This is a genomic window from Allobosea sp. CRIB-10 (genome assembly GCF_900112185.1).
In the GTDB taxonomy this organism is placed as follows: Bacteria; Pseudomonadota; Alphaproteobacteria; order Rhizobiales; family Beijerinckiaceae; genus Allobosea.
This window is the reverse complement of the sequence record NZ_FOKP01000001.1, coordinates 73,225-90,525: the sequence shown is the minus strand read 5'-3', so window position 1 is coordinate 90,525 and position 17,301 is coordinate 73,225. Positions and strand designations below refer to the sequence as shown.

Annotated in this window: 9 protein-coding genes; 3 read left to right on the top strand and 6 right to left on the bottom strand. The window is 67.1% G+C overall.

Features of this window, described 5'->3' with window-relative positions:
• Window positions 1-126: 126 nt before the first annotated feature.
• The gene (locus BMZ69_RS00380; RefSeq protein WP_092153677.1) at window positions 127-3,591 is read right to left on the bottom strand and encodes a hypothetical protein; all 3,465 of its coding nucleotides are present in this window, start codon (window positions 3,589-3,591) and stop codon (window positions 127-129) included.
• A 224-nt stretch (window positions 3,592-3,815) separates the two neighbouring features.
• On the opposite strand from BMZ69_RS00380, the gene BMZ69_RS00375 reads away from it, so the two are divergent.
• Together BMZ69_RS00375 and BMZ69_RS32320 are read left to right on the top strand one after the other, a co-directional pair.
• Window positions 3,816-4,280, top strand: coding sequence for a peroxiredoxin (locus BMZ69_RS00375; RefSeq protein ID WP_092153675.1), 465 nt, complete (start codon window positions 3,816-3,818; stop codon window positions 4,278-4,280).
• Window positions 4,281-4,540: 260 nt separating this feature from the next.
• Complete coding sequence (locus tag BMZ69_RS32320) at window positions 4,541-5,866, top strand: M23 family metallopeptidase (protein WP_092153673.1); 1,326 nt, start codon at window positions 4,541-4,543, stop codon at window positions 5,864-5,866.
• Window positions 5,867-6,074: 208 nt separating this feature from the next.
• Here the strand turns inward: BMZ69_RS32320 and prfB are convergent.
• From prfB to BMZ69_RS00350, 4 genes are all read right to left on the bottom strand, one after another.
• Window positions 6,075-7,203 (bottom strand): peptide chain release factor 2 gene (gene prfB / locus BMZ69_RS00365; protein ID WP_139218942.1). Its coding sequence is split into 2 segments (ribosomal slippage): window positions 6,075-7,133 and window positions 7,135-7,203, totalling 1,128 coding nucleotides; the frame shifts between segments, so codons are not numbered across the junction.
• A gap of 99 nt (window positions 7,204-7,302) precedes the next feature.
• On the bottom strand, window positions 7,303-7,557 hold the full coding sequence (locus BMZ69_RS00360) for a hypothetical protein (protein ID WP_092153669.1): 255 nt from the start codon (window positions 7,555-7,557) through the stop codon (window positions 7,303-7,305).
• Window positions 7,554-10,001 (bottom strand): penicillin-binding protein 1A, encoded by a 2,448-nt coding sequence (locus tag BMZ69_RS00355; RefSeq protein WP_092153666.1) that lies wholly within the window; start codon window positions 9,999-10,001, stop codon window positions 7,554-7,556. The genes BMZ69_RS00360 and BMZ69_RS00355 overlap by 4 nt, the downstream gene beginning before the upstream one ends.
• 156 nt (window positions 10,002-10,157) lie before the next feature.
• Window positions 10,158-11,489: an N-acetylmuramoyl-L-alanine amidase gene (locus BMZ69_RS00350; RefSeq protein WP_280142048.1), complete on the bottom strand. Its 1,332-nt coding sequence runs from the start codon at window positions 11,487-11,489 to the stop codon at window positions 10,158-10,160.
• A 574-nt stretch (window positions 11,490-12,063) separates the two neighbouring features.
• Here BMZ69_RS00350 and BMZ69_RS00345 point away from each other — a divergent pair.
• Window positions 12,064-14,814 carry a ribonuclease E/G gene (locus tag BMZ69_RS00345; protein WP_092153662.1) on the top strand — a complete coding sequence of 917 codons (2,751 nt, stop codon included), beginning with the start codon at window positions 12,064-12,066 and terminating at the stop codon, window positions 14,812-14,814.
• A 181-nt stretch (window positions 14,815-14,995) separates the two neighbouring features.
• Here the strand turns inward: BMZ69_RS00345 and BMZ69_RS00340 are convergent, their stop codons facing one another.
• Entirely contained in the window at window positions 14,996-17,260 is a 2,265-nt protein-coding gene (locus BMZ69_RS00340; protein WP_092153660.1) for a mechanosensitive ion channel family protein, read from the bottom strand.
• Between the last annotated feature and the right edge of the window lie 41 nt (window positions 17,261-17,301).

Sequence of the window (17,301 nt, the reverse complement as noted above, 5' to 3'; positions counted from 1 at the left end):
CGCCTCGCGAGCCGGGCGCTTTTTCTAGAGCAATTCCGCAATTCTCCGAATCGCGAGATTGCTCTATGCTTTTGTTTTATCGCATTTTCTTCACGCGAACCGGTGCCCACTTCGCTCGAAAATGCTCTAGCGCTCGGGCGTGCCGGGCACTGGCAGATTTCCGCCGGGGCGCGTCTGCTCCAGCGGCCCGCCGCCTAGCGGATCGACGAAGCGGCGCAGGATGCCGGGCGCTATCGCCGAAAGCGGATTCACCGTCATGGTCGGCTGGCTGGCCGAACCGGAAACGCGGAAATTCACCGCGAAGAGCCCGCCATACTGTCCGCCGCCTAGGATCATGCCGACGACGGGAACCTGGGCGAAGGCGTTGTTGAAGGCATAGCCCGGCACGAAGGTGCCGCCGATGTCGACCCGGTCGCGGGCATAGTCGACATTGCCCTGGATGGTAAAGCCGACCTGCTGGCCCCAGAGCACGGCGTCATTGATGTCGATCCGGCTGGCGCTGCGCACGAATTCAGCGCGCAGCTTGGTGAAGGCGACATCACTCGCATCGATGCGCGGCGCCGGCGCGCCGGTGCTGTCCTGCGCGCCCGGCCCTTGCGAGCCCGGCGGACCGACGACGCGGCGCAAAGCCGGCTCGTCCCGCACCGTGAAATTGCGCATCAGCAGCTCGCCGGGCTGGCGCCCCTCGCCGGCGCCTAACTGCAGGATCAGGTCACCGCCATAGGCGCGGCGATAGAGATCGAGGAAGCGCAAGATCGCGCCGCCATTCTCCGACTGCACCACGACCCGATCACCTTGTCTGACCTGCTTGATCGAGAGATCGGCCTTGCCGATGCGGCCCTGATAGCCGATCGAGCGCATCGCCCCGCTGCGGCGCGACAGCTTGAGCTGCGAATTGCCGAGCGCCTCGTTGTTGAAGCCGGTCAGAATCGGCACGTCGAGATCGAGATCGAAATCCGGACCGGGCGCCGCGTTCTGGTTGCCGCGTCCGCCGCGTGTCGGCGCCGGCGTATCGAAGATGTCGCGGACGAAGGGCCGGGCATCGAGAACCGTCCCGCGCACCGACAGCCTGGTCACGTTGCCATCGCGCCCAATCTCGACCTTGGTCAGATTATCGCCCGCCGACAGGCGCAATTGCGAAAAGCTGGCGCTCTCGAACGCATTCTGCTTGTTCAGCGAGATGCGGCCCTTGGCGAAAAGCGGCGCGCTCTCGATCGTCAGGTCTTCCAGGTCCGGGCCATCGTCATCGACGACATAGTTGAACGCCGCCTTCCCTGCCCGGCCCGCCGGCTTGCTCACGCCGGGAACGCCGGTGTCGATCGCGGCCCTGGCCAGGTCGACCTCGACCCGCGGCGGCGCGTCCGGGCTCCTGCCGAGAGGCTTGGTGACCTTGACCTGCAGCGGCCCGCTGATGCCGGTCTCGGGACCGAAGCCGCGCCGCTTGAGCGCGGCATTGTCGAGCATCAGCGTGACGGTCGCCTCGCCCTGCCCCTTGGCGTTCTGCTTGAGCTCGATCGGCGCCTTGTCGCCGCCGACCCTGCCCTCGCCCTTGATCGAGAGCTGGCCGCGGTCGTAGTGCAGCGCGAGATTGGCGCCCTCCAGCTTTTCGCCGCCGAGCAGGCTGTCGGAGGCGATGTTCGACAGCATGCCGCTGCTGCGGATCACGACGTCGCTGAAGGTCAGATCATTGATGAGCGGCAATGTGATCTGCTCGGTCAGGTCGATCGTCCCCCGCAGCGCACCCGGCTCGATCTTGAGCGGCGAGAACTCGCGCAGCGACGGGAAGTTGAGGAGCGCGACCATAGCATCGGCCGGTCCCGTCGACCTGAAGCCGATCCGCGCCTGCGGCCGCTCCGCCCAGGTGTCGGACATGGCGAAGGTGCCATCGCTCAATTGCAGCTTGCGGCCCTCGCCCAACTCGGCCGTGGCCTGGGAGATGACGAGATCGACGGTGCGGCCGGTCGTCGAGCCGACGACGCGCGCATCCGTCAGCAGCGGCAGGCCGGGATTGGGCAGGAAGCTGACCTGCGAAGCCTTCAAGCGTACGGCGACGGCATCGTCATCCATGCCCTTGCCGCTCCACAGCCGCATATTGGCCTCGGGCGACATCGTCACCTTGACGTCGATCTCCTCGACCCGGCCGCCCTTGACCATCTCGGAGAGAGCCCCATGCAACCCGGGCGAGGTGACCGCCGGCCAGACCGCGAGCGCGGCCCGCATGTCGGTATCCACGGCCCTGATCTGGAACTGATGCGAATTCTGCTCGTCGCGCCGACGCGCCATGCCGGAGCCCTCGGCATTGATCAGCGGCCCCTTGAACGAGAGGTTGCCCATCCGCACTTCGCCCGCAGCCGGATCGACCTCGATCTGCGTGCGCAGCGCCGACAGAACGACGGCGGCGTCCTTGCCGATGCCGGCCACCTGCCCGGAGCCGTCGAGCGCCAAATGCCAGATGCCGCCCTCGTTTCGCGCCTGCCCGCTTCCGGCCAGCTTGGTTTCGCCGGCCAGAATCTGGGCGGTCGCGACCTTGATCGTCTTGAGGCCGTCGTCGCTGCCGAAGTCGAGCTTCGCTCCCTGGACCTCGATCGGGTCGAGTCCGGCATTGTGGACCCGGATCACGCCCGGAGCGACGGCGAGCCCCGCCGCGAGCCTGCGCTCGCCGCTGCCTGTCTGGGTGAAAGAAATCTTGCCGCTGAGCGCGAGACCGTCGAGCGCAACCATGGCGTTGCCGAAAGCCAGCGCCACGGCCTCGGCCGGCTCGAAGCGCTGGATGTCGACGGTGGCGCTGCGGGTGCCGTCCGGCGCGCTCGCCAGATCGATCGCCAGCTCCTTCCAGCGCGGCCCGATCCGTCCCCTCATCGACAATCGCGCCTGGCCGCCACCGAAGCGCTCCAGCTTGATGTCGACGTCTTCGAGGCCGGAGCGCTGTCGCCCTGCCGGGTCGATCAGCGTCACCCGCGCCCCCCCGATTCCGGCGACCTCGAGCGATCCGAGCAGGCCGTCATTGGAGACCAGGGCGCCGATCGCGTTCATGGCGCCGGCGAAGGCGTCCCAGTCCACCGGATCGCCCGCCACGGGCGTCTTCGAGACCTGCTCCGGCTGCGCATCCTGCTCCAGCAGCAGCGAACCATCCTGCCGGACGCCGAGCCGTATGTTGACGCCGCGCAGGTCGAGCGAGACCAGGCGGAAATCGCCGCGCAGCAGCGCCATCGGATCATAGCCAAGGACGGCTTCGGGTGCTCGGAAGGAGGCCCCGCCGGCATGTCGGAACGAGACTTCGCGCACCCGCAGGCGCGAGCGGCCATCGGTGCGGGTGAGCTCCGCCTGCGCGGCTTCGACTTTCCAGTTCGGCCCGAGCCGCTCCTCGATGGCGGCCGAGATCCGCCCCTCCAATCCCGAAAGCGGAATGAAGCCGCTGACCAGCAACACGGCCGCGGCGAACCCCAACGTGACGACGGCGACGCACGTCGTGACCGCAATGGTGACGACGCCGCGCCAGGCGCGCTTGGCCACGGCGGCCACTTCCTGACATTCCGCCTCGGCAGCCGTGGCGGGTGTGGGGACCGGGTCGATCTTGCTGTTCTCGCTCAAACGAAATCGCTTCTTGTCTTGCTGCTCGAATCGTGCGGATCGATGCGGCGGCTATAGCAGCCGAGCCGCCTTGCCGTCCGTATGATGCGCCTGATCCCGGGAGCCGTACAGCAGCGACAAGCTAGCTGATTCGTCCCGGTCGGTTCCGGTTTGTGGTCTGAGCCGGCTTGGTGCTCGCGGCTTGCCCGGCCGTTGCACGTGATCGCGACCAAAGGAAGGCGAAGATGGCGTTGAACGAAGGCATTCAGGCTCCCGACTTCACCTTGCCGACAGATGGCGGCGGCTCGTTGAAACTGTCCGGGCTGCGCGGTCGCAAGGTCGTGCTCTACGCCTATCCCCAGGACGATACGCAGAGCTGCACCAACGAGGCGCTTTCTTTCGATGCGCTGCTCGCGGATTTCACCGCCACCGGCACGAGCGTCATCGGCATCTCACCGGATTCGGTTAAGCGCCACGACAAGTTCAAGCAAAAGTACAATCTGAAACTGACGCTCGTCTCCGACGAGGAGAAGACCGCGATCGAGGCCTACGGCCTCTGGGTCGAGAAGCAGATGTATGGCCGCCACTATATGGGTGTGGAACGCAGCACTTTCCTGATCGACGCTACCGGCAAGATCGTCCGCGTCTGGGCCAAGGTCCGGGTCAAGGGCCATGCCGAGGCCGTGCTGGCAGCGGCGCGCGAGCTTTGAGGTCATCGCCAGGACTTCCCTTGGCCCTCATCCTGAGGAGCGATCGCAGATCGCGTCTCGAAGGATGCTCCAGCTTTCTCCAGAGCCTGCTGGACCATCCTTCGAGACGCCGCTGCGCGGCTCCTCAGGATGAGGGCTGAGCGTCCAAGGCAGCTTTGAGAAACCCCAGCTCGCATACGAGGAAACCCATGGCGATTTGCGATTGATTAACCCTAACGGGGTCTAATCACCCTATCGCAGCGTCACGTCCGGTTTTGCGTATGACCTCCTCGAATTCCCGCGTCCAAGCCACCGGCAACGAGCTTGCCGTCACCGGCCTCCTCTCCCGCCGGAGCTTCACGATCAGCCGCTCGACCGCCTTGCTCGGCCTCAGCCTGCTGGCTCTCACCACGGCCTGGAGCGGCGCGACGAGCTGGTACATCCTGCGCAAGGACGACCTCGCCGCCCGGCTGATCAGCCGCGAGACCTCCCGCCAATACGCCTATGAGGACCGGATCGCGGCACTGCGCGCCGATGTCGACCGGCTCGCCAGCCGAGCCCTGCTCGATCAGGACGGCGTCGAAGCCCGTGTCGGCGAGATCGCGATGCGCCAGGCCGAGCTCGAATCGCGCCAATCGCTGGTCAACGCCGTCGCCGAGAGCCTGCAATCGGCCGGGATCGGCGTATCGCAGGCCGCCAAGAACCCGCTGCGCCAGCGCATGATCAAGCCGGAGGAGCCGGTCCGCGCCTCCGGCGTCACCAGCTTCGCCCCGTTCGCCTCGGGCAAACCGACCCCGGCGCCGGAGACGCTGCCCTTGCGTGGCGCGGGTGAGCGTTCGGCGCCCTGGCAATCGGGCGAGATCGAGGAGCCGGTGCCACCGGCCAAGCGCGTTGCCGAAGCGCTGATCCAGCTCGATCAGTCGATCGAGCGCAGCTCGGCTACACAGCTCGCGGCCCTGCGGGAGATCGACAAGACCCTTGGCGACACCCAGAAGACGCTGCGCAGCGCTCTCGCCGAAACCCGCCTCGACACCGACAAGCTCGCCGTCGCGACCCCAGTGCCGAAGGGCGTCGGTGGCCCCCTGGTGCCGGTCAATCTCGACGCCTCGGCGGGGCCGTTCGAGGCGACCCTGAGTTCGCTGCAGCCGCGTATCGCGACAGTCTTCCGCCTGCGCAGCCTCGTCGAGCAACTGCCGATCCGCCGGCCGCTCGCGGGAGAGCTGGAGCTGAGCTCCAATTACGGCTACCGCGCCGATCCCTTTACGCGCGGCGCCGCGCTGCACACCGGAATGGACCTGCGCGCCGAGCACGGCGCACCGATCCGTGCGACCGGTCCGGGCAAGGTCGTGACGGCCGAGTATTCCGGCGGCTACGGCAATATGGTCGAGATCGAGCATGCCGGCGGCATCACCACCCGCTACGCTCACATGTCGGCGATCCTCGTCAGCGAGGGCCAGACGGTCGCCGCCGGCGCGCTGGTCGGCCGCGTCGGCTCGACCGGTCGCTCCACCGGCCCGCATCTGCACTACGAAACCCGCATCGACGGCGACCCGGCCGATCCGAATCGGTTCCTGCGTGCCGGCGACAAGCTCGCCGGGCAGCTCTGACACCTAACCGACCAACGCGCAAAATTCTTCAGAGCTTGCTGCAGCGCTCAGCTGCAGCAAGTTGTTCTATTTCGACAAACGTAGATATCAGACCTTGCTCTCGGAGCACATTCCGATCGGCCCGTACCCCAATTCGATCGGAAGGTGTCCTCCCTCTCAAAGCAAGAGACGGCTTCACCCGATCAGATCGATTCGATCTGATCCAGCCCTAGTCAATATCCTCGACTTCGACGCTCGTGCCGTAGACCCGCTGCGCCAGCGAGGCCTCCATGAACGGGTCGAGATCGCCGTCGAGCACGTCGGAGGGCGCCGTCGACGAGACCCCGGTGCGCAGGTCCTTCACCAGCTGATAGGGCTGCAGCACATAGGAGCGGATCTGGTGGCCCCAGCCGATATCGGTCTTCGAGGCCTGCTCGGCGTTCGCCTTCTCCTCGCGCTTCTTCAGCTCGACCTCGTAGAGGCGGGCACGCAGCATCTCCCAGGCCTTGGCCCGGTTCTTGTGCTGCGAGCGCTCCTGCTGGCAGGCGACCGCGATCCCGGTCGGGATATGGGTGATGCGCACCGCCGAATCGGTGGTGTTGATGTGCTGGCCGCCGGCGCCTTGCGCCCGGTAGGTGTCGATCCGGCAGTCGGATTCCTTGACGTCGATGACGATGCGGTCGTCGACGACCGGATAGACCCAGACCGACGCAAAGGAAGTCTGTCGGCGAGCATTCGAATCAAACGGCGAGATGCGCACCAGACGGTGCACGCCGGATTCGGTTTTCAGCCAGCCATAGGCGTTGTGGCCCTTGAACTGCAGCGTCGCCGACTTGATGCCGGCCTGGTCGCCGTCCTGATAGTCGAGCGTCTCGACCTTGAACTTCCGCCGCTCGCCCCAGCGCCGATACATGCGCAGCAGCATCTCGGCCCAGTCCTGGCTCTCGGTGCCGCCGGCGCCGGGATGGATCTCGACATAGGTATCGAGCATGTCGGCCTCGCCGGAGAGCAGCGATTCGACCTGCAGACGGCCGGCTTCGGCCTCGACCGCCTTGATCGCGGCCTCGCCCTCGGCGATCGTCGCCTCGTCCTCTTCCATCTCGCCGAGCTCGATCAGCGTGAGCGCGTCCTCGACGTCACGTTCGAGCTTGGTGATGCCCGCGATCTGCGTTTCTAGCTGCGTGCGCTCGCGCATCAGCTTCTGCGCGGCTTCGGCGTCGTTCCAGAAATCAGGGCCTTCGGAAAGCGCGTTCAGCTCCGCCAGGCGTCGTTGTGCGACATCCCAGTCAAAGATGCCTCCTCAGCAGTCCGATCGACTGCTTGGCGTTGTCGAGTTGCGTCTGGATTTCGGGGCGCATGATCGTTCGTCTTGGTCCGTCGCTTGAGGCTGACTGGCTGGGCCGCTGACATAGGCACGAAGCGCAGCCGTGTAAATGGTGCTGGCGCCGTCCGATTCGTCAGAAAGCGCAGGCGAGGCATTCGCCGCCGTGACGATACTCCGCTTTCCAGTAATGCGGATCGTCGACGACCTGATAGGCCAGCCCGGCGGTGAGCGGATAGCGCTTGCGGAACGGTCGGGCGAGCAGGACGAAGAGGTCGCAATGCGGCAGCCATTCGCCGTGGTCGAGAACCCGGCTGCCGCGCGCCAGCTCGGCCTCGAGGATCGCCTGGAGCGGCGCGGCCGTCAGCGCCGCGCCCTTGGCTTTCCTCAATACAGTCCGCCCGTGCCGGAGCCGACCGAGCGACCGCCCGCCGGGGCGACGCTCATCGCCCCGCCAGTGCCGTCAGAGGCGCCGATCACCGAATAGCTGTCCGGCGGCGCCGTGCCCGGCTTGAAGGCTTCGAGGATGCCGCCCTCGCCGCCGGCGCGCATGCCGGAGCGCGGGTCGACGCGGATCAGCTTGATGCCGGGCGGCACGCGGAACGGCGTCGCCGGCTTATCCTTCAACGCGACCTGCATGAAGTCGCGGAAGATCGGCGCGGCATACTGGCCGGCGGTCGCCGAGTTGCCGAGCGATTTCGGCTTGTCGAAGCCCATATAGACGCCGACGGCGAGGTCCGGCGAGAAGCCGACGAACCAGACGTCCTTGGCGTCGTTGGTCGTCCCGGTCTTGCCGGCCAGCGGCTTGCCGACCGACTTGACCACCGTCGCAGTGCCGGCGTTGACGACGCCTTCCAGCATCGAGACCATCTGGTAGGCGGTCAGCGGATCGAGCACCTGCTCGCGATTGTCGACCAGGCGCGGCTCGCGCTGATTGGCCCATTTGTCGGCCTCGCAGCCTTCGCAGACGCGCTGGTCGTGCTTGTAGATCGTCGCGCCCCAGCGATCCTGGATGCGGTCGATCAGCGTCGGCCGGATGCGCTTGCCGCCATTGGCGAGCATCGAATAGGCCGCGGTCATGCGCATGACCGTCGTCTCGCCGGCGCCGAGCGACATCGAAAGCACCGGAAGCATGTCGTCATAGATGCCGAAGCGGCGGGCATATTCCGCGATCAGCGGCATGCCGACATCCTTGGCGAGACGCACGGTCATCAGGTTCTTCGAGAACTGGATGCCGTAGCGCAGCGTGCGCGGGCCGGTGAACTTGCCGTCGTAGTTGCTCGGCGTCCACATGCCGAGCCCGCCGCCCTGATCGACCTCGATCGGCGCGTCGAGCACGATGCTGGAGGGGGTGTAGCCGTTGTCGAGCGCCGTCGCATAGACGAAGGGCTTGAAGGACGAGCCCGGCTGGCGCAGCGCCTGCGTCGCCCGGTTGAACTCGGACTGATCGTGCGAGAAGCCGCCGACCATGGCGAGAACACGGCCCGAGAACGGGTCCATCACCGTGATCGCGCCGTTGACCTCGGGCATCTGGCGCAGACGGACCTGGCCGGGCTTGCCGTCGATCGGCTCGACATAGACCACGTCGCCCGCCGAGACCGCCTGCGAGACGCGGGTGCGCCGCGTCCACTTGATGCCCTCAGGGCCGAGGGTCGCCGTCTCGCGCTCCGGCCTGAGCAGGCCGGAGGTCTCGCGGATCGGCTGCAGGCCGACGCGGGCGCTGTCGCCGGCAACGTCGAGCACGACGGCGAGGCGCCACGGCCTGACGTCGCCGAGCACCGGCAATTCGCCGATTGCGAGGCCCCATTCGCGGCTTGCCGCATCGATCTTCTGGATCGCGCCGCGCCAGCCGCGGGCCTCGTCGAAGCGGACCAGACCGTCGACCAGTGCCTTGCGGGCCATCAGCTGCATTTTCGGGTCGACCGTAGCGCGGACGGAGAGGCCGCCTTCGAGCAGCTTCTTCTCGCCATAGCGATCCTGCAGCTCGCGCCGGATCTCCTCGGCGAAATAGCCGGCGGCGATCTGGTTCGGCGAAACCGTGCGCGGGTTGACGCCGAGCGGCTGCTTCTTGGCGGCGTCGGCGTCGGCGCGCTTGAGGAAGCCGTTCTCGGCCATGCGGTCGAGCACATAGTTGCGGCGCTCGATCGCGCGCTCGCGGTTGCGGAACGGGTGCAGGTCGGTCGGCGCCTTCGGCAGGGCGGCGAGATAGGCCGCCTCCTGCGCGTTGAGCTCATGCACCGACTTGCCGAAATAGTTCAGGGCCGCCGCGGCGACGCCATAGCTGCCCTGCCCCGGCGCCGGCGCGCCGAGATAGATCTCGTTGAGATAGAGCTCGAGGATCTTGTCCTTCGAATAGGTCGACTCGATGCGCAGCGCGATCAGCGCCTCGCGGATCTTGCGCTCGATGCTCTGCTCGGAGCCGACCAGAAAGTTCTTCGCCACCTGCTGGGTGATGGTCGAGGCGCCCTGCGGGCGACGGCCGGAGCCGCGGTTGCGGAAGTTCGCGATCGCGGCGCGGGCGAGGCCCTCGGGGTCGACGCCGAAGTGCTTGTAGAAGTTCTTGTCCTCGGCCGAGAGGAAGGCGTCGATGATCAGCTTCGGCACTGCCTGGATCGGCAGATAGAGCCGTCGCTCACGCGCGAACTCGGCGATCAGGCTGCCATCGCCGGCATGGACGCGGCTCATCACCGGCGGCTCGTAATTCCGCAGCTGCGCCGAATCGGGCAGGTCCTTGGAATAGTGCCAGATCACGCCGGCAGCGCCCGCGACGCCGATCACGAACAGGATCGTGCCGGCGGCGAACGCCCATCCGAAAAGGCGCAAAATGAACCGCATCGAGAACTTTGACCTCGGCTAGCGGCAGTATTCGGCGCCCTCCCCCTTCGGCGTCGCGACCTGCCCGGCTGATCTTCAACTCGTCTCTATATCATGCCGGAGATGGCGGAACCGTGGCTTTGCGACCACAAATCGCCATGTTCGACCATTGCCCCGTCAAGGCTTGCTTTGCGCGGCCTTGCCCGGGGTCTGCAAGCGCTCGAAATACTGGTCGACAGCCTGCTGGACCGCGGCCGCCGCCTGATTGCGCCAACCCTCGGAATTCAGCAGCTCGGCATCCTTCGGGCTCGACATGTAGCCGAGCTCGATCAGCACCGACGGCACGTCGGGGGCGGTCAATACGCGAAAACCTGCCGAACGCAACGGCACCTTGTGCATCTTCACCGAGCCGCCGAGCTTCTCGACCAGATTTCGGGCGAAGATCGTCGAGAAGCTGCGGGTCTCGCGCTTAGCGAGATCCATCAGGATCCCGGCGACATCCTGCACGTCCTCGCTCGAATCGAGTCCGGCGACGGCGTCAGCCTGGTTCTCCTTGGCCGCCAGCCGGGCCGCCTCGGCGTCGCTGGCGCGCTCCGAGCCGGTATAGATGGTCGCCCCACGCACGTCCTGGGCCTGGGCCAGCGAATCGGCGTGGATCGAGATGAAGAGATTGGCCTCGACGCCACGCGCGATGCGCACGCGATCGTTCAGCGAGATGAAGGTGTCGTCCGAGCGGGTCATGATCACCCGATAGCGTCCCTGCGCCTCGAGCTGCTCCTTCAGCTTCAACCCGAAGGCGAGCACCACGGCCTTCTCGGCGATTGCCGCGACCTGAGTGCCGGGATCGATGCCGCCATGACCGGGATCGATCACCACGATGCGGCGCGAATCGCCCTCGGCCTTGCGCTCGACCGGAATGCTGGGCAACTGCGTCTTCGCCGCCGCTTCGCGGGCAAGCGCTGCGAATTCCTCGCGGCTCGTGCGCTTCAGTTCGACGACGAGTTCTCCGAAGCCGCCGCGCACCGGCTTGACCGAGACATTCACGATCGCGGCAGGCTGGGCCAGGTCGAGGATGATGCGGGCCCGGTCGGCCATGAACAGGCCATAGCGGAAACCGGAGACGAAACCTGCCGACTTGCGCCCCTGCTTCCCGTCGATCTGGAAGTTGATCGAGGGCATATCGACAATGACGCGATCCGGCCCGGCCATGACCGAAGCGGCGGCCGTGACCGGCCGGGACAGCGCCATGGTCAGCCGAACGACCTCGCCCTGAACCTCCAGCCGCGCGTCGGTGGCGACCGGAAGCTCATTGCTGGCGCGGCCGGGTGAGTTCGCTGTCGCGAGAGAAAGAAACGACAGAAGCAGGGCCGCACATGCGAACAGCCGCAGCGCCGGGATGGCGATGCAGCGCGGGACGCCCCTTAAAGACAGGCGAAGCCGGTGAAGCAGGAGGAAACTCCTCGATTCGCTGGTTCGACGCTTAACGAGCCTTAACCATAGCGTCGCCAATCATTGACAACCCGTTACCACGGCCGACCGGCAGCGGAAACCGCGCCTGCCCGATCTCCCACCGTTAACGCGCTTGCAAAAATGCATCGCCTGTCTGTAATGGAGAAGGTTGCATCGCGAAGGCTACCGCAGCGCACAAGCCGGGCCATAAGCCCGCCGACGCCCTGCGAAACGGCCGAACGACCGGATCTGTCACATGATCCGCGCCGGCGCGGGGGCAGCCAACAACGGAATCGTCCGCGGACGGGCCTGCGCCAGGCAGCAATCGGCGCCGGTACTCTTGTCCGCGAGCGTGTCAAACGCGGTGCGCTTTCCGGCGCGCCGCAGGTCAAAGGTAAGATGTCGGGGCAAACGACGCCGCTTTCTCTTTCGGTGTTTCGTCGAAACCTCTCAGGTGGTGACGGGCTGTCCGCCCGCTCCGCCGCCCGCTTCCGTCGTCCTTCCCTGATCGAACTCCTCTCCCTGCAACATGCCGGCTTCAGCCGGTCGACGCGCGGCGCCCCTGCCCGCGGCCGCGGACTCACGTCCGCAGGCCGGCGGATTGCCAAGGCTGCCGCGCCAATGGAATTGTCCCATGGCCAACAAGATGCTCATCGACGCCACCCACCCGGAAGAGACCCGGGTCGTGGTGTCCCGCGGCTCGCGTATCGAAGAGTTTGATTTCGAATCAGCCAGCCGCAAGCCGCTCCGCGGCAATATCTATCTGGCGAAGGTGACGCGGGTGGAGCCGTCGCTCCAGGCCGCCTTCGTGGAGTATGGCGGCAACCGCCACGGCTTCCTCGCCTTCTCCGAAATCCACCCCGACTACTATCAGATCCCCGTCGCCGACCGGCAGGCCCTGCTCGCCGAGGAAGCCCGCGCCGAGCGCGAGGAGGAGCGTGACGAGGAAAAGCGCGAGCGCCGTGGCCGTCGCGGCCGCCGCGATCGCGACAACCGGCCCAAGCGCGCCGCCGAGACCGGCGAGACCGTCAGCGCCGAGGTCGAGGCCGGTGAAACCGGCAACGGCCATGTCGAGACCGACGGCAAGGAAGCCGCCATGGTCAACGAGGGCGCGCCGGCGTTCGGCGAGACCTTCGCCCCGACCGTCGCCGAATCCGACGGCGAGGACGTCGTCGAGAACGCCGCGCCGCTGACCTTCGAGACCACGACGGAGGCGCCAGCTTCAGAGGACGGCGAGGAAGCGGCTGAAGCGCGCCGTCCGTCGCAGGACGACGAGAACGGCGACGACGAGAATGGCGGCGAGGACGCGCAGGAGGAGCCGGAACAGCTCGGTGGCGGCGATGCGCTCGACGACATCGCCGAGCGGCCGCATCGCCATTCGCGCCGCCAGTACAAGATCCAGGAGGTGATCAAGCGCCGCCAGATCATCCTGGTCCAGGTCGTCAAGGAAGAGCGCGGCAACAAGGGCGCGGCCCTGACCACCTATCTCTCGCTCGCCGGTCGCTATTCGGTGCTGATGCCGAACACCGGCAAGGGCGGCGGCATCTCGCGCAAGATCACCAATGCCGAGGACCGCAAGCGCCTCAAGGAGATCGCCCAGGAGCTGGAGGTGCCGGAGGGGATGGGCATCATCCTGCGCACCGCCGGCGCCTCGCGCACCAAGCCGGAGATCAGGCGCGACTACGAATATCTGATGCGGATGTGGGAGAGCGTGCGTGAGCTGACGCTCGGCTCTGTCGCCCCGGCGCTGGTCTATGAGGAGGGCAACCTCGTCAAGCGCTCGATCCGCGATCTCTACAACAAGGATATCGACGAGGTTCACGTCGCCGGCGAGAGCGCCTATCGCGAGGCGAAGGATTTCATGCGCATGCTCATGCCGAGCCATGCCAAGAGCGTGAAGCCCTATCGCGAGCAGACCCCGCTCTTCGCCGCCTTCGGCGTCGAGAGCCAGCTCGACGCGATGTTCTCGAACACGGTCACCCTGAAGTCGGGCGGCTACATCGTCATCAACCAGACCGAGGCGCTGGTCGCGATCGACATCAACTCGGGCCGTTCGACCCGCGAGCACAATATCGAGGACACCGCCCTCAAGACCAATCTCGAAGCGGCCGAGGAAATCTCGCGCCAGCTGCGCCTGCGCGACCTTGCCGGTCTCATCGTGATCGATTTCATCGACATGGAGGAGAACCGCAACAACCGGGCCGTCGAGAAGAAGCTGAAGGAGTGCCTGAAGAACGACCGGGCTCGCATCCAGGTCGGCCGCATCTCCGCCTTCGGCCTGCTGGAGATGTCGCGCCAGCGCATCCGGACCGGCGTGCTCGAGAGCTCCTCGGTACCCTGCCCGCACTGCGCCGGCGCCGGCCTCGTCCGCTCGACGCCGTCGATTGCGCTGCAGATCCTGCGCGCCCTCGAAGAGGCGCTGATCAAGAGCGCCTCGCATAATCTCGAGGTCCGCACCCGGCCCGAGGTCGCGCTCTACGTGCTCAACCAGAAGCGCGCCCATCTGCGCGACCTGGAGGAGCGCTTCAATATCGCGATCACCATCTCGGCCGACGCCGCTTTGCTCGGCACCCGCTATTTCGAGGTCGAGCGCGGCGAGTTCGTCGGCAACGAGAACCGCGTCGTGCCGGTCTCCAGCATGCGCGCCGAGGCGATCATCGACGAGCCCGAAGACGAGGAGATCGTCGAGGTCGAAGTCGAGGAGACCGAGGGCGAAGGCGAGAGCGAGACGGCTGCGCGCGCGTCCGGTGATGGCGAAGGCCAGGAGGGTCGCGATGGCCGCCGCCGGCGTCGCCGGCGCCGTCGGCGGCGCGGCGGCGAGCGTGACGGCCAGGGCCAGCTCGAGGGCGCGGCCGACGAGGCCGGCGACCATGACGAAGGCGAGGATGGCGACGACGCGACCGTCGGCGAGTCCGACGATGCGGCGCCCGCCGCAGTCGCCGCGCCTGTCGAGGAGACGGCCGAGGCCGTGAGCGAGGCGCCCGCCACCGAGCCGGAGGCCGATGCCAAGCCGAAACGTGCGCGCCGCAGCCGCAGCAAGAAGGCCGAGGCGGAAGCCGAGGCCGCGACTGCCGAAGCAGCCAAGACTGTCGACACCGCCGGCGAAGCCGTCGCCGAGCCGGCCGAGAAGCCGAAGCGCAGCCGTTCGCGCAAGAAGGTCGTGCCGATCACCGAGGACGGCGTCGCTGCCGCTCCGGCCGAGCCGGCGCCCGCTCCTGAGCCGGCTGTGGCCGAGGTTGCAGCGCCCGAGCCGGAGCCCGTCGCCGCGGAGCCGGAGCCCGCGCCGCGTGTCGTCGAGGAGCCGGTAGCGGTCGTGCTGACGCCGCCGGATCCGGACAGGCCGAAGCGCGGCGGCTGGTGGAACAAGCTGGCCGGACGCAAGTAGAAATCAGGGTCTGGACCTCAGGGCCGCCGCGAGGGATCGCGGCGGCCTTTTTTGCGATAGGAGAATGCGTCCGCCGCGCAGCTGTGAGCGCCTGCTGGACCGGGCGATCGCCTGCTCTGCTTCGGCTTCGTCCCGACGCTGGAGTTCGGGCATCGGCCCGGCTGAGGCGGTCAGCCAGCGCTCATTCCGCCGCCGGCACCAGCGGTGTCGGCGGCGGCACGGCCGCGATCGCCGCAGCACCGCTCTTGCCGCTGCCTTCCTTCACGGTAACGGCATTCGACGCGAACGGCACCTGCGCCTCGATCAGGCCGCGATAGACCCGCTTCAGCGCCTCGCGCTGCAGCATCGAGGCCTGGGTCGGCTTGCTGGTGAACTTCAGCCGGATCACGATGGCCGAGTCGGTGATGTCGGCGACGCCCTGCATCTTGAGCTGGGCGATGAAATGCGGCCCGTATTCGGGGTCCTCCAGCAACGCCGCCCCGATCTTCTTGATCGTCTTGCGCGCCTTCTCGATGTCGGCGGAGTGGTCGAGCCGGACGTTGAACTTCACCGTCGCCCAGTCGCGGCTGGCATTGGTCAGCGACTGCACCTGGCCGAAGGGGACCGTGTGGACCTGCCCGCTCTGATGGCGCAACTGCATCGAGCGCAGCGAGATCTTCTCGACAGTGCCCTTGAGCCGGCCGGTATCGACATATTCGCCGACGCGGAAGGCATCCTCCAGCATGAAGAAGAAGCCGGAGACGATGTCGCGCACCAGCGCCTGCGAGCCGAAGGAAACAGCAAGGCCGAGGATGCTGAAGGCCGCCAGGAGCGGGCCGATATCGACGCCGAGGCGCGACAGCAGGACGAGCCCGGTCAGGCCGAACACGGCCGTGAGCACCACGCCGCGCAGGATCGGCATCACGGTCGCCAGCCGTGACGGCACATGGTCGTGCGGAACCGCATCCTCATCGGCCGGGCCGGTCGCGGCCGAAGGCGGCGCATAGGCGTCGAAGAAGCTGCGCAGGAAAACGATCGCGACCCAGCCCGCAAAGGCGAGCACGGCAACGCCGCCCGCCTGGCGCATCAGCACGGCGAACTGGTCGGAACTGACACCAAAGAGGAAGCCGGCCCAGAGCCGCGCCAGCAGATAGAAGCCGCCGGCCCAGATCGCGCCGCCGGCGGCAGCCCGTAGCGCATGACCGACCGCGAGCGAAAGCGGCGCCCTCTCGCCCATCACCGCCGCATGTGCCTGCCGGCAGGCCATCAGGCTGGTGATGCCGACCGCCAGGATCGGCGCGAGCACGATGATGAACTGCGTCAGCGCTGCGGCCTCGGCCCAGCGCGCGCCGCCCTCCATCATCGATGATGCATTGCCGACCATCCAGATCAGGATGGCGAGCGCGGCATAGAGCCAGCCCGTCGTCAGGGCGATCGTGCGGCGCGCCGGTCCTGGCTCATGTGCGGAGTGGAGGATCAGCGCCGCCAGGTCGTGCCGCGCATCGATGAACCACCAGACCTTGAACACGGTCGAGACAATGCCGACCAGAGCGAACAGCCCGACCACGGCTCCGGGGCCGGTGGCATGCTGGATCGACACGGTCGCCGTGAGCAGGACGGGCGTCAGAACGCCGAAGACGATCAGGAAGTTGAAAGCTCGCTCGGCCCGCGGCAGCGGCATCACCCGACGTTGAGGGGCGCCGGGAGCAAGCAGGAAGCGTCCGATGATCAGATAGCCGGCGCCGATGGTGAGGCCGTTGGCGATGGTGCGCAGCACCATATGGGCGAGATCCGGCTCGGGCAGCCAGAATTTGCGGATCGCATGCAGCACCGCGAAGCCGAGCCCGAGCGTCACCAGATCCTGCAGCAACCCCCAAGAGGACGCTATCAGGCGCGGCGTGAACTCCGGCCCTTCCGGCTGCAGCCGTTGTGCAAACCAATTTTTGGTTGCGAGCCGGAATAGCCCGGCAATGGCGAATGCGAGCAAGAGGCCCGCAGCGAGCCGCCAGCCGGCCGAAACCCCGTTAACGCCGTTACGGTTCTGCGCCCAGGCGGCGCGCCAGGCCTGCGGCACCTCGGCCAGGCGCGGCACAGCTGCGAGGCCTTGTGACATCCCATCGACGAAGTGGTCCCAGAACGCCTCCGCCGGGGTTTCATTCTCTGCAGGAGCATTGCTCGACGATGGCGGCAAACCTGCACCGGCGGCAGCAGATGCCGGTGGCGCATGAGCGGTGGCCGCATCGTCCTTGCCAGCGATCCTGATCTCGACCTTGCGCCCACCGGCCGAGAGCGCGTCGACGAGCTTGCGCACCGTCTCGGGCGTCTCGTCGCCGCGCAGCGTCAGCACGGGCGCCGCGTCTGCCTTGTGCTGTTGCGCCGCCAGCTGTGTCGGGCCTGCAACCGCGCCGGCCAGCAACGCCGCCGCGCACAACGCCATGGCTTTCAGCCAGTTCCGCATTGCGACCATGTCCTGCCCCCAAGCCGGATCAGATTGAGTTTACCACTTCG